The sequence below is a fragment of the Ruminococcus sp. 1001136sp1 genome (assembly GCF_039841815.1).
In the GTDB taxonomy this organism is placed as follows: domain Bacteria; phylum Bacillota; class Clostridia; order Lachnospirales; family Lachnospiraceae; genus Blautia_A; species Blautia_A faecis.
This window is the reverse complement of record NZ_JBDPGY010000021.1, coordinates 52,952-65,593: the sequence shown is the minus strand read 5'-3', so window position 1 is coordinate 65,593 and position 12,642 is coordinate 52,952. Positions and strand designations below refer to the sequence as shown.

The 12,642-nt window shown below is 43.3% G+C and carries 10 protein-coding genes and 1 tRNA gene; all 11 read right to left on the bottom strand.

Annotation, left to right across the window (positions count from 1 at the left end):
• Window positions 1-334: 334 nt before the first annotated feature.
• Window positions 335-422, bottom strand: a tRNA-Ser gene (locus ABHC48_RS16745).
• Between the two features lie 117 nt (window positions 423-539).
• Window positions 540-1,256, bottom strand: coding sequence for a lysophospholipid acyltransferase family protein (locus ABHC48_RS16740; protein ID WP_195700063.1), 717 nt, complete (start codon window positions 1,254-1,256; stop codon window positions 540-542).
• A 124-nt stretch (window positions 1,257-1,380) separates the two neighbouring features.
• Complete coding sequence (locus ABHC48_RS16735) at window positions 1,381-1,938, bottom strand: hypothetical protein (protein WP_173716664.1); 558 nt, start codon at window positions 1,936-1,938, stop codon at window positions 1,381-1,383.
• Window positions 1,939-1,953: 15 nt separating this feature from the next.
• A complete protein-coding gene (gene gyrA / locus ABHC48_RS16730) occupies window positions 1,954-4,506 on the bottom strand; it encodes a DNA gyrase subunit A (RefSeq protein ID WP_173716663.1) in 2,553 nt (850 codons plus the stop codon).
• A gap of 15 nt (window positions 4,507-4,521) precedes the next feature.
• Window positions 4,522-6,444, bottom strand: coding sequence for a DNA topoisomerase (ATP-hydrolyzing) subunit B (gene gyrB, locus ABHC48_RS16725; protein ID WP_148463034.1), 1,923 nt, complete (start codon window positions 6,442-6,444; stop codon window positions 4,522-4,524).
• A gap of 255 nt (window positions 6,445-6,699) precedes the next feature.
• On the bottom strand, window positions 6,700-7,545 hold the full coding sequence (gene rsmI, locus ABHC48_RS16720) for a 16S rRNA (cytidine(1402)-2'-O)-methyltransferase (RefSeq protein ID WP_118580874.1): 846 nt from the start codon (window positions 7,543-7,545) through the stop codon (window positions 6,700-6,702).
• A 52-nt stretch (window positions 7,546-7,597) separates the two neighbouring features.
• Complete coding sequence (locus tag ABHC48_RS16715; protein WP_173716662.1) at window positions 7,598-8,338, bottom strand: tRNA1(Val) (adenine(37)-N6)-methyltransferase; 741 nt, start codon at window positions 8,336-8,338, stop codon at window positions 7,598-7,600.
• On the bottom strand, window positions 8,331-9,230 hold the full coding sequence (locus ABHC48_RS16710) for a stage 0 sporulation family protein (protein ID WP_118580868.1): 900 nt from the start codon (window positions 9,228-9,230) through the stop codon (window positions 8,331-8,333). Before ABHC48_RS16710 ends, ABHC48_RS16715 begins: the two co-directional genes overlap by 8 nt.
• Window position 9,231: 1 nt before the next feature.
• On the bottom strand, window positions 9,232-10,221 hold the full coding sequence (gene holB / locus ABHC48_RS16705) for a DNA polymerase III subunit delta' (protein ID WP_118580865.1): 990 nt from the start codon (window positions 10,219-10,221) through the stop codon (window positions 9,232-9,234).
• 217 nt (window positions 10,222-10,438) lie between these two features.
• Window positions 10,439-11,002 carry a hypothetical protein gene (locus ABHC48_RS16700; protein ID WP_330386369.1) on the bottom strand — a complete coding sequence of 188 codons (564 nt, stop codon included), beginning with the start codon at window positions 11,000-11,002 and terminating at the stop codon, window positions 10,439-10,441.
• 38 nt (window positions 11,003-11,040) lie between these two features.
• Complete coding sequence (locus ABHC48_RS16695) at window positions 11,041-12,639, bottom strand: aminotransferase class I/II-fold pyridoxal phosphate-dependent enzyme (protein ID WP_243284570.1); 1,599 nt, start codon at window positions 12,637-12,639, stop codon at window positions 11,041-11,043.
• Window positions 12,640-12,642: the final 3 nt, after the last annotated feature.

Genomic DNA, 12,642 nt, shown 5'->3' with positions numbered 1-12,642 from the left:
TGATTCACTCAAGACAACCAACTAGCTTAGTTATCTCTCGTCATTACTGTTATAAAAAGTTCATTCTTTTGAATGATAATTCGTTAAGAATTTTCGAGAATCGTATGTGTTTCACTGTTTAGTTATCAAGGTTGTTTCGCTGTCATCTCTTTGCGACAGCTTGTTTATTTTACCTCATCTCTTTTTGTTTGTCAAGAACTTTTTAAGTTTTTTTCAAAACTTTTTTGATGAAGTTTTTTGTCTTTATTGACGACTTGTCTACTTTACCACAAGTAGAAAGCTTTGTCAACCATTTTTTTGATTTTTTAAATTTAAAATTTTAAAAAATCAAAAGCGGAGAAGGAGGGATTTGAACCCTCGCGCCGCGTTAACGACCTATACCCTTAGCAGGGGCACCTCTTCGGCCTCTTGAGTACTTCTCCAGTCTCCGAACTACTTAACCAATGTTAAATTGTGGAGTTGCGCATCTTTCGTAGCGCATTTGTTATTATACTTAAAAGATCACTTCTTGTCAACATCTTTTTTAAGTTTTTTATTTTTTATTTATTTTCATTTGCCCGGATAGTCTCTTCAATTCTTCTTTTTACCTCTGCGGCAATCTCAGTTGATTTCATATCTTTATATTCTTCATATTCCATGGGCTTCAGGAAATACACCTGAACATTCAGCATTTTTGTAGAACCGGTATCAAATGCTTTATAAGAATCAATCAATGCAACCGGTACAATCGGACATTTTGCTTTCATAGCGGCCTTAAAACTTCCGCCTTTAAATTCCTGAGGATGGTTTCCATTTTTGCTTCTGGTCCCTTCTGCAAAAATAAGATAATTTCTTCCTGCTTTTACTTCTTTCGTTACATTAATGATCACCTGCATAGATTGTTTAATATCTTCCCTGTCAATCAAAAATGCTTTCATACATGCAAATACCTGCTTCAAAAACGGTACATTTCCAACTTCCTTCTTTGCAACTACTGAAAAAGGTACCGGGCAGACCTCCATTATGGCAAGCACGTCATACAATCCCTGGTGATTCGGATAAAACATAAACCCATTTTGCGAAGGTATATTTTCTACTCCATGGCCGTCTATATGAAGATTTCCTCCACGATTAGCTGCATGGTCAATTTTTTTCAACATGGCATAGCGCTGTTCCTCTGTGTATTTATCCACATGCGCAGCATACCAGTTCAGCATGATCCAATAATATGGTACGAATATAATATTCTTCAGTACCATTACAATGATTCTTTTCATTTCCAAGCTCCTTTCCTCTATGCAAAACTCCCCAGTGCGATAAAAATATTTTTCGGTTCCATATCAAATCACGATATGAAAAAGGGCCACTGCAAGATTCAATCATCCTGCAGCAGCCTCCCTTCTACTCTGCATCCAGCTTATTTGCAATTTTCTCCTCATACCCCGGGTTCTTTTTGATAAATACATTGTATGCTTTCGTATAAGTCTTATAAGAATCTGCAGTCATAAACTTGGCATAGTCATCCGCAGCCTGATTCCGCAGATCATCTGTGATCTCGGAAGGTGACATTACATAGTATTTACCATCTTTTTTCTCCGTCATATAGGTTCCTACGCATGGATACTCCTGGTCATTTTCCAATACCAGATTGTAAATAATGTACACGTAAGTATAGTCACCGTTTTCGGAAAGAATATCGCACTGTTCCACCTTTACTTTTGTTGGATTATGAGCAGCAAAATATTTCAAAGTAGCATCAATCTCATTCTGCAGAAGTTCATTGGTATCCTTTTCCTGAGAATAACACTGCTTCACCTTCTTCTCACTTCCGCTTACATAATTCTTTATGAGGGCTTCCACTACTCCCTCCGGCGATTTATGATTTACGCCGCATCCGGACATTGCCATGATAAACATCATGGCAATACCCAGGATTAAAATTCTGGTTCTTTTTTTCATACTTCACAGATTCCTTTATTCTGCATCATTTGTATCCTGTGAATCCTCTTCTTCAAAAACTTCCTCAGTCTCCTCAGTCGGCTCCTCACTGCTGCCGTTCTCCGTATTTCCCTCTGCTTTCTCGCGAACCTTGGCAAGACTTGCCACTGTTACACCCTCATCCAGATTGATCAGCTTCACTCCGGAAGTGATTCTTCCAAGAATAGAAATTCCGGCACAGGTAATACGAATAATGATTCCTTCTGTAGTGATCATCATAATCTCGTTTTCTTCATTGACAGCTTTAGCACCAATCACATTACCGGTTTTCTCGGTGATCTTGTAACACTTCACACCCTTACCGCCACGGTTCTGGCAGGTAAATTCACTCATAGCAGTACGTTTGCCCATACCATTTTCAGATACTACAAGCAGGTAATCTCCCTGAGAATTCAGTTGCATTGCCACAACTTCATCTCCAGGATCAAGATTCATACCACGAACACCCATGGAGCTTCTTCCGGTACTTCTTACATCAGTCTCCTTGAAACGGATGCACATACCGTCTTTCGTCACAAGCATAATATCTTTTGTATCGTCTGTAGCCTTAACTTCAATAAGCTCATCATCATCACGAAGTGTGATTGCCACAAGACCTGTCTTACGTACATTTGCATATTCTTCCATAGGTGTCTTCTTCACAAGACCAGCCTTAGTTGCCATAACCAGATACTTGCCTTCTTCGAATTTACGCATAGGAATAACAGATGTAATGCGCTCACCTGGCATAAGCTGCAGAAGATTGACAATTGCAGTACCTCTTGCAGTTCTTCCTGCCTCAGGGATCTCGTATGCTTTTAGTCTGTATACACGTCCTGTATTGGTAAAGAACATCAGATAATGGTGAGTAGTAGTCATAAGCAGTTCTTCGATATAATCGTCATCTATGGTCTGCATTCCCTTGATTCCACGTCCACCTCTGTTCTGGCTGCGGAAATTATCTACAGTCATTCTCTTGATATAACCAAGTTTTGTCATAGTAATGACCGTATTTTCCCTTGGAATCAGATCTTCTGTGGAAAGATCATAGACATCATATCCGATGGCAGTTCTTCTCTCATCGCCGTATTTGTCAGCGATTGCGAGGATTTCTTCCCTTACAACACGAAGAAGGAGATTTCTGTCTGCAAGAATTGCCAGGAATTTGCGGATCTTCTCTTCTAATTCTGCATATTCTGCTTCCAGCTTCTCTCTTTCCAAACCGGTGAGAGCTCTCAGACGCATATCTACAATAGCCTGAGCCTGCACATCCGTCAGTTCAAATCTGTCCATCAATTCCTGCTTCGCAATCTGAACATTGCGGGCAGCACGAATGATTCTGATAACTTCGTCGATATTATCCAGGGCTTTCAGCAAGCCTTCCAAAATGTGGGCACGTTCCTGTGCTTTATTCAGATCATATTTGGTTCTTCTGGTAACAACGTCCTCCTGATGAGCCAGATAATGCTCCAGAAGCTCTTTCAGATTCAGTACCTTTGGTACAAGGCTGTCGCCCTGAGGTACCACACAAAGCATGATAACGCCAAAAGTATCCTGCAGCTGGGTATGCTTGTACAGCTGATTCAGAACAACATTTGCATTGGCATCTTTACGCAGGTCAATACAAATACGCATTCCCTCACGGCTGGAATGATCATTCAGGTCAGTAATTCCATCAATCTTTTTATCACGGACAAGCTCTGCGATCTTCTCGATCAGCCGGGCTTTATTTACCAGATAGGGAAGCTCCGTAACGATAATACGTGATTTTCCATTTGGTAAGGTCTCAATATTTGATACTGCACGTACACGGATCTTTCCGCGGCCTGTGCGGTATGCCTCCTCGATTCCCCTTCTTCCGAGAATAGTAGCTCCTGTAGGGAAATCCGGACCTTTTACAACGTCAAGAAGCTCTTCAATTGTGGTTTCTCTCTGCTCCTCGATGGTATTGTCAATAATTTTTACAACAGCATTAATAACCTCACGAAGATTGTGAGGCGGAATATTGGTAGCCATACCAACAGCAATACCTGTAGTACCATTGACCAGCAGGTTCGGGAACCTGGAAGGAAGCACCTTTGGCTCTCTCTCAGTTTCATCAAAGTTTGGCTGGAAGTCTACAGTATCTTTATTAATGTCAGCAAGCATCTCCATGGAAATTTTGCTCAGGCGGGCCTCAGTGTATCGCATGGCAGCTGCGCCGTCGCCGTCCACAGAACCGAAGTTTCCATGTCCGTCAACAAGAGTATAGCGGAAAGACCAGTCCTGTGCCATATTTACAAGTGCTCCGTAAATAGAGCTGTCACCATGAGGATGATACTTACCCATGGTATCACCAACGATACGGGCACATTTACGATGTGGCTTATCCGGACCGTTGTTCAATTCGATCATAGAATACAGCACTCTACGCTGTACCGGTTTCAAACCATCTCTTACATCAGGAAGCGCTCTTGAAGCAATAACGCTCATAGCATATTCGATGTAAGATTCTTTCATGGTTTTCTCCAGATCCACATCATGGACCTGGTCAAAAATCTTGTCATCCATATTGTTCTATCTCCCCTAGATATCCAGATTCTTTACAAAGCGTGCATTCTCTTCGATAAATTCACGTCTTGGTTCTACCTTGTCACCCATAAGTGTGGTAAATACAAGGTCAATTTCGGAGGTAGCTGCCTCATCCATTGTAACGCGGAGAAGAATACGCTTCTCCGGATCCATGGTAGTTTCCCAAAGCTGCTCTGCATCCATCTCTCCCAGACCTTTGTAACGCTGGATCTTATTGTTGGAGTCTCGTCCTATCTCTGTAAGGATGGCGTTCAGCTCATCGTCATCATAAGCGTACCATACCTTCTTGTTCTTCTCGATCTTGTACAGCGGCGGCTGTGCCAGATATACATAGCCCTGCTTGATCAGTTCCGGCATAAATCTGTACAGGAATGTAAGAAGCAGTGTGGCAATGTGGGCACCGTCAACATCGGCATCAGTCATAATGATGATCTTGTGATATCTCAGTTTGGAAATATCGAAATCATCATGAATACCGGTACCAAAGGCTGTGATCATAGCCTTGATCTCTTTGTTTGCATAAATCTTGTCCAGACGGGCTTTCTCTACGTTCAGTATTTTTCCACGAAGAGGAAGGATAGCCTGTGTAGCACGGTTACGAGCTGTCTTCGCAGAGCCACCCGCGGAATCACCCTCTACGATATAGATTTCGCAATTCTCCGGATTCTTGTCCGAGCAATCGGCAAGCTTGCCTGGAAGGGACATACTGTCAAGGGCAGACTTCCTTCTGGTAAGATCTCGGGCCTTACGCGCTGCCTCTCTGGCTCTCTGGGCAAGTACAGACTTCTCTACGGTTGCCTTGGCTACAGCAGGATTCTGTTCCAGAAAAATCTCCAGCTGTTTGCTTACAACACTGTCTACAGCTCCTCTGGCCTCACTGTTGCCAAGTTTCTGCTTCGTCTGGCCTTCAAACTGCGGATTGCCAATTTTAACGCTGACAATGGCTGTCAGGCCTTCTCGGATATCATCACCGGAAAGGTTTGGCTCGCTGTCTTTGAGAAGCTTATTCTTTCTGGCGTAATCGTTAAATGTGTTTGTAATGGCATTTCTGAAACCGGTAATATGGGTACCGCCTTCAGGAGTATTAATATTGTTTACAAATCCGTAAGTATTCTCTGTATAAGAATCATTGTGCTGCATGGCAACTTCAACCGCTACACCGTCCTTCTCACCCTCGCAGTAAATGATCTCCGGATAAAGAGCTTCTTTACTTCTGTTCAGATAAGTTACAAATTCACGGATACCACCTTCATAGTGGAAAGTTTTCTCCCGTTCCATACCTTCCCGCTTGTCAGTAAGAATGATCTTCAGACCTTTGGTAAGAAAAGCCATTTCACGAAGACGCTGTTTCAGGATATCGTAATCGTATACAGTCTCCTCGAATATCTGCTTGTCCGGGAGAAAAGTAACAGTAGTTCCGGTAGAATCACCACATTCTCCAACTTCCTTAAGCGGATACATTGTCTTACCACGCTCGTAACGCTGCTCATATCTCTTTCCATCTCTGCAGATTGATACTTCAAGCCATTCAGAAAGTGCATTAACAACGGATGCACCTACTCCGTGAAGACCTCCTGATACCTTGTATCCTCCACCGCCAAACTTACCGCCGGCATGAAGAATGGTAAATACCACCTCTACAGCTGGAATGCCGGCTTTATGATTGATTCCTACCGGAATGCCTCGTCCATTGTCTACAACTGTGATGGAGTTATCAGGATTGATCGCTACATTTATTTCTGTACAGTAACCAGCCAGTGCCTCATCTACGGCATTGTCCACGATTTCGTATACAAGATGATGGAGACCACGGCTGGATGTACTTCCAATGTACATACCAGGTCTCTTACGTACGGCTTCCAGACCCTCCAGAATCTGGATTTGGTCCGCTCCGTATTCTGTATTTGTTTCGCCCATGATATTCCTCCTGTTATGATCTATTAAAAAGTTACAGGAATTTACGGCTCATTTCTGCTGCCAGATCTCATTCCTGTTTTTGCGCATAAAAATACAGATTTATTATAGCACAAAATCCCCGTTTTTGCCAGTTAAAAGCCATTTCAAGATGTAAAAAAAACGGCGTATTTTCAACGGATATCCGTCAAAAATACGCCTTATCTCCCCCTATATGTCTGCTTGTCAGGAATAACACCTGCCAGAACAGTTTCTTCTCTATTTTTGCAGCAAAAGCGCCTGGTAAATATCTCTTTTTGTCACACCTCGATCCTTTGCAACCATCTTCATTGCCTCTTTGCGTGCGATCCCCTGATTCTCATAAATCGCCATATGTTCCTCAATGGAGATGTCTCTCCAGGATTCCTGTGACTCCTGTTCCATTTCCTTTCGGCTTCTGCCCTCGATCACCAGGACACACTCTCCAAGGGGCTTCTGATCTTTGTAAAAAGCAATCAGATCTTCGATTGTTGTCCGAAATGCCGTTTCATACTTCTTGGTAAGCTCACGGCAAAGAGTCATTCTGCGGTTTCCAAGAGCCTGGTACAATTCCTGCAGGGTACCAACCAAGTGATGGGGTGCCTCATAAAGGATGATGGTGCGGGTTTCGTTTTTCAACTCTTCCAGAATGGCTTTCCTCTCTTTTTTATCCGGAGGTAAAAAGGCCTCGAATGCAAATCTGCGGGTGGAAAGTCCGGACAGGGTAAGAGCCGTGATGCATGCTGCCGGGCCTGGAAGCGAAGTTACTTCAATTCCGGCATCGTAACACATAGCAGCCAATACTTCCCCTGGGTCAGAAATTCCAGGTGTTCCCGCATCTGTGATCAGAGCCACATTCAGACCCTCCTGCATTTTCTCAATGAGGGTGTAGGCTTTCTCCACTTTGTTGTACTCATGGTAACTGGTCATTGGAGTTTTTATGTCAAAATGATTGAGAAGCTTGATACTGTTGCGGGTGTCTTCCGCAGCGATCAGATCCACTTCCTTCAGAACACGGAGCACGCGAAGCGTAATATCCTCCAGATTTCCGATTGGCGTGGCACATAGATATAATTTACCACTCATATTTTTCTCCCTTCTGCAATCATCTGTTTTTCATTTTTTATTTGCGATCTTTTTAAATCATATCGTACATTTCCAGAATTTCCTTCGTATAAACTCCCGGCTTCTCATACACGATCAGCGGTCTTTCCACAGTAATCCGGGAATTGCCGCCTTTCAGGGCTTCTATGAGCACCATATTAGGCTCCCTGTCAATGTATGGATAAACAAGCTGCATACGCTTAGGCTCCAGCTTATATTTCGTCAAAACCTGCATAATTTCTGTCAGTCTGAACGGTCTGTGTACCATGTAAAAACGTCCTCTGTCTCCAAGAAGCTTCGAAGCCTGGCTTACCACATCCTCAAGAGTACAAAGGATCTCATGTCGGGCGATTGCCTTTGGCATATGCGGATTGGTCAGTCCATGCTGCCCGATCATATAGGGCGGATTGCAGGTGACAACATGAAAAGAAGCTGCCCCGAAAATACTGACAGCCTCCTTAATATCACCTTGTCTGATACTGACCCTGTCCTCCAGGTTATTGTATTTCACACTTCTTGCTGCCATTTCAGCACACTCTTCCTGGATTTCCAGACCTGTGAAATGCTCTCCCACAGTCTTGGAAGCAAGGAGTACCGGAATAATACCAGTTCCCGTTCCCATATCGAGAACCTTCTCTCCCTTCTTCACTCTGGCAAACCCAGATAAAAGAACAGCGTCCATACCGAAGCAGAATTTCCGGGGATCCTGAATGATATAATAGCCATTCTGCAGATCATCTACCCGCTCATTCTCCTTCACAAGATCATTAATCATCTAATTTGGAATCTCCCTTTTTATCTTCAAGATCCTTCAGTTCCTTTAATTCCTGTTCAGAGACTTTTACTTTCTTTTTTCTGGAACGGAATTTCAGTTCGCCTACAGGGAATTCCTGAATTTCTTTCTCATCACCAATTTCTACTACTACCTTTACAAGCTGGCGGAGTACATTTACACTCTGTACATTGCCCTGGATTCCGTCTGGAGTAGTTACCGTATCTCCGATTCCCGGAAGTCTGCGATTCAGCTCCTCATAGGTCTCCTGCTCATTCTTCAGACAGCACATCAGTCTTCCGCATACACCTGAAATCTTCGTCTGGTTCAGAGAGAGATTCTGTTCCTTGGCCATTCGGATGGATACAGGTGCAAACTCGGAAAGATAAGTATGACAGCAGAGACATCTGCCGCAGATACCGATTCCTCCAAGAATTTTTGTTTCATCTCTTACACCAATCTGGCGAAGTTCAATTCTTGTCTTAAAAATAGATGCAAGATCCTTTACCAGCTGGCGAAAATCAATTCTGCCGTCTGCTGTAAAGTAAAACAACACTTTATTGTTATCAAAAGTATACTCTGCGTCAATCAGCTTCATCTCAAGTCCATGCTCGCGAATCTTCTTCTGGCAGATCTTGAAAGCGTCCCTCTCACGCTCCCTGTTATACTTCTCTCTTTCATCATCGTCTTTGGTAGCCACACGAAGCACTTCCTTCAAAGGATGTACCACCTGGTCATCCACCACATCCTTAGGTGCAAGCACCACCTTTCCATACTCAACACCGCGGGCAGTCTCCACAATTACATGATCGCCCGGTTTCACTTTATAGTTCTTCGGATTGAAGTAATAGATCTTACCTACATTCCGAAATCTTACGCCTACTACTTTTGCCATTCTATTTCTCCCTGATTGTAAGGAACAGAAGCTCAAGAGCAAGTTCTGTATTTACATTGGCACGAAGACGTACTTTTGTTTTCTCCAGTGCATCCAGAATCTTCTCCAGGTTCTCATAGGAACGCTGGCTTGCCTGTTCCCTTATATAATTTATTTCCTGCTTAAATACAAGATTATCAACTTCCCGTGTAGCCTTAAACATCAGTACATCACGGAACCAGAACTGGAAAAGATCCAGATAGTCACTGATGTTCTGCTTGTCATTGGAAAGCTCCTTGATTGCTTCTGTAAGCTCATATACTTCCATTCCGTCTGCATTCTTCAGGATGCGGAGTGCATTCTGGGTCATATCTGCAAACTCCTGGGAAGTAGCTACCTGTTTCGCTCTGCCAATACTGCCATGAGCATAGGAAGCATCGATCTCAGCCTGATAATCCGGTATATGGAGATGCTCCATCAGGTACTTCTTTACCAGACCGTCATCTACAACCTTCAGATCCAGACGTACACATCTGGAACGAATGGTCGGCAGCAGAGCATCAATATTGCTTGTGAGAAGCATGATAACTGCATATTCCGGCGGCTCTTCAATGGTCTTCAGAAGAGCATTCTGTGCCTGGGGATTCATCAGCTCTGCATTTGCCACAATATAAATCTTGTATGGGCTGCAGTATGGCTTAATATCCACATCATTGATAATCTGTTCCCTGATTTCGTCAATTGTAATCACATTTGGCTTCTCATGGGTCACCATAATGATATCCGGGTGATTCTTACCGATTGCCTTCTTGCAGGAATCACAATGTCCGCAAGGCTCCGTACCGCCCTCTTCACACTGCAATGTCATCGCATAGGTTCCTGCCAGCAATTTCTTTCCAGAACCAGGGTCACCTGTAAAAATATACGAATGGGACACTTTCTCTGTCTGTATGGCATTCTTCAAATGTCTGATTATCTCTTCATGTCCTATAATGTCGTTAAACCCTAACATCGGAATCACCTCACCCTATCATTTTCGCTATTGTCAAAGGCTGCGGTCAGCACCCCTGCATAGCTTATTTTGTACAAATACACTCTAAATGTATTTACCCTTTAATTCTATCATGTACGACAAAATCATGCTATAGTTTTTTGTGAATTTATTCACTTATCAACAAAAAATGTGTTACTGTTCACTCCGTGACCAGTAACGCGCTTCGCGATGCACATTATGCCTGTCTAATATATTCAGCAATTTCTTCTACACATTCCTCCAGATCAACATTCTGGAATTTTCTCGTAATCCCGGCAGCAGCAATTTTTTCTTCGGAAAAATCCTCCTGATCTGCAAGAAATCTTCTGCACATTTCCTCATAGCGGGGTATCTCCTGACCACGCTCTCTTTTCAATGCTCTTGCAAGACGCTCTCCGTCCTCCACTTCGATATAAACAGGACAAACATTCTCTTTTCCATAGTATTCTCTCATTTTCACATAAGATTCAAGTGTACCGATTCCCAGATAGTCAGCATTTTCCAAATCCACCTGACCGTCATCTGCTGTAAAATAGTTCCAGATTCCATGTACTGTATGATAAGCTCTGGCCTCGATCAGATTTCCGCTGCTTCGAAATTCTTCCAGCTTTTTATCATCCACGAAATAGTACTGTTTACCATTCTCTTCCTCTGCACGGATTGGGCGGGTCGTATAAAGAACCAGCTTCTTAAGTCCCAATCCCTCATGTGCTGCCAGCCTGGCATATATATGATCCTTACCAGATGCGCTTTTTCCCATAATGTAAAATATTTTTCCCATAATGTATCAGGCAGGGGTTACACCTCTGCCTGCTCCTTTACTACGCTTATTGTTTCGTTATTTTCTCCGCAAAGACCGTGAAGATTCAGTCCCTGTTCCATATATCTTCTCACATTCCTTGTAAAAAGTCCAGTAATCTGTTCGCCTGGAACAATAATGGGAATCCCCGGCGGATAAAGATATACAAATTCTGCGGCAATTTTCCCTGCACTTTCTTCCAGAAGACAAAGCTGGGATGGGGCATCCATTGCCCTGGAAATGGACATAAGCTGCTTCATAGGACCACACTTGCAGGCATATTTTTCATTTCGCAAGCCATCGCTGCGGGTATCCTTTTTTTCACATCTTTCACAATCTTCAGAATTACATTTAACACACTTCTGCCTTTCCACTTCCGGTACATAATCTGAATTTCCAACAGCTATTTTCTCTGTTATATTCCTGCTCTTCTCTGCCAGTTCAGCTTCCTGTCTGTCGATTTCTTCTATAGCTTTGCAAAGTCTCCGGAATCCTTCCCTGGTGTCTCCAACTGCTGCCAGCGCAAGCACATAATTCTCTGTAGTCATCTCAACTTCCAAATGATATTTTCTTCGAAGGATTCCCGCAAGTTCCGGACCATTTAAACTGCTGTGCAATGTGGACAGAATCAGCTTAGAGCGGTCATAATCAAATATTTCTGTTGTGCCCTGTTCGTCCTTTTCTTCCCCAGTCTCTTCCGGTGTCTGTAACAGACGTATATACCTGCGCTGACCAAGCTGTCTGCGGGCGGCTTCCAGATTTTCCGTAAATTCATCAAATAATCGTCCGCTGTCTTTTTCCAGCTTCGCTACACAGGCATCCAGACTGGACATAAGTATATAAGACGGACTGCTGGTCTCATAAATTCCAAGAAATCTGCGGATCAGCTTCTCACTTACACGTTCACTGCACAGATGAAGCACTGCAGTCTGGGTCATGGCCGGCAATGTTTTGTGAAAGCTCTGGACCACCACATCTGCTCCCAGATCTGCTGCTGAAACAGGAAAATAGTCAGAGAATCTGAAATGAGCGCCGTGGGCTTCATCCACGATCAGCGGAATTCCATGTTTGTGGGCAGTTTCCGCAATCTTGCGCACATCTGAAACCACACCATCATAAGTAGGCGATGTAATAAGGACTGCTTCAATTTTCGGATTTTCCTCAAGATATCTTTCCACACGGGATACGGAAATTGAACCATTTATCCCCAAATCGTTGTCAGATTGTGGATAAATATATGTGGGAACCAGTTCCCGAAGGTAAATTGCGTGGTAAACAGCCTTGTGACAGTTTCTGGCCACCAGAATCTGTCCACCCTTTTTCACAGATGCGGAAATGGCAGTAAGAATTCCTGCCGTACTTCCGTTGACACTGAAAAAACTTTTCCTGGTGCCGTACATTCTGGATAAGGCATTCTGCGCTTCAAGTAAAATTCCCTCAGAATGATGCAGATCGTCGAATCCGTCTATTTCCGTAATATCACGTTCAATAGGAAAATCCCCCTCTATGCACGCCTTATTCCGCTTGTGACCTGGCATGTGGAAAGGATAGAAGTCGGATTTGCCGTAGTTCTCCAATTCTTTATATAGTCTTCTCATTTT

Coding starts and splice junctions, on each gene's coding strand:
- ABHC48_RS16740 (WP_195700063.1), bottom strand. CDS start 1,256: ATGAAAAGAATCATTGTAATGGTACTGAAGAATATTATATTCGTACCA.
- ABHC48_RS16735 (WP_173716664.1), bottom strand. CDS start 1,938: ATGAAAAAAAGAACCAGAATTTTAATCCTGGGTATTGCCATGATGTTT.
- gyrA (WP_173716663.1), bottom strand. CDS start 4,506: ATGGATGACAAGATTTTTGACCAGGTCCATGATGTGGATCTGGAGAAA.
- gyrB (WP_148463034.1), bottom strand. CDS start 6,444: ATGGGCGAAACAAATACAGAATACGGAGCGGACCAAATCCAGATTCTG.
- rsmI (WP_118580874.1), bottom strand. CDS start 7,545: ATGAGTGGTAAATTATATCTATGTGCCACGCCAATCGGAAATCTGGAG.
- ABHC48_RS16715 (WP_173716662.1), bottom strand. CDS start 8,338: ATGATTAATGATCTTGTGAAGGAGAATGAGCGGGTAGATGATCTGCAG.
- ABHC48_RS16710 (WP_118580868.1), bottom strand. CDS start 9,230: ATGGCAAAAGTAGTAGGCGTAAGATTTCGGAATGTAGGTAAGATCTAT.
- holB (WP_118580865.1), bottom strand. CDS start 10,221: ATGTTAGGGTTTAACGACATTATAGGACATGAAGAGATAATCAGACAT.
- ABHC48_RS16700 (WP_330386369.1), bottom strand. CDS start 11,002: ATGGGAAAAAGCGCATCTGGTAAGGATCATATATATGCCAGGCTGGCA.
- ABHC48_RS16695 (WP_243284570.1), bottom strand. CDS start 12,639: ATGAGAAGACTATATAAAGAATTGGAGAACTACGGCAAATCCGACTTC.